Source organism: Bacillus cereus group sp. N6, assembly GCF_016483705.1.
Taxonomy (GTDB): domain Bacteria; phylum Bacillota; class Bacilli; order Bacillales; family Bacillaceae_G; genus Bacillus_A; species Bacillus_A wiedmannii.
The window spans coordinates 1-582 of record NZ_JAEHBI010000198.1; the positions used below are offsets into that span (position 1 = coordinate 1).

Here is a 582-nt window from a genome sequence, read left to right on the forward strand (position 1 = left end):
TGCTCTAATTGAGATGTATACAGTTTACTCCAATAATACAGGGAACGTTTTACTATCTCTTGTGTATTTCGTAACTGTATTTCTACATTTACTTTTGTCCCATCTTGAAGTGTAGCTAATATATCTAGTATAGATAATTTGTCTTCTTCATATTCTTTATGGAGGTGTGGGTCTTCAATTTTTAGCGATACAATTGGTTTAGATAAGGATTCATGCAAGATTGCATTTAAAAAAGAAATCAATAATTCCTCTTGTCCTTGTACACCAAATAATTGTTTGAAAGCAAAATCGACTCGCAAGTTCACTAAAGGTTGATTCATAAAGTGAGTCACCTTTCTATTTTGTATTCTATAGGTCTATTGTATCGGAGAAATGAGGAAAGAAGCAACCCTTGTGAAGTTCTTTAAGGTTATTTATTTTTAAATACCTTCTGATACATGAAATTATGAATAGTGACTGAAGTATACACTTATTTTGAGGGATCCACCCCTCCTTTTCAATCGGGGGTTCTGTTGCAAAGTTTGAACAAAACTAAGCACGTTTATAAACTACGGTTATCGTTTAAGAAATTTTGAATAATTG

At 32.1% G+C, this 582-nt stretch carries 1 protein-coding gene; it reads right to left on the reverse strand.

Annotated elements, in window-relative coordinates; all coding sequences use genetic code 11:
• A partial coding sequence (locus JDS99_RS30920) for an Rpn family recombination-promoting nuclease/putative transposase (RefSeq protein WP_199696494.1) occupies nt 1–320 on the reverse strand: 320 nt, incomplete at its 3' end.
• Between the last annotated feature and the right edge of the window lie 262 nt (nt 321–582).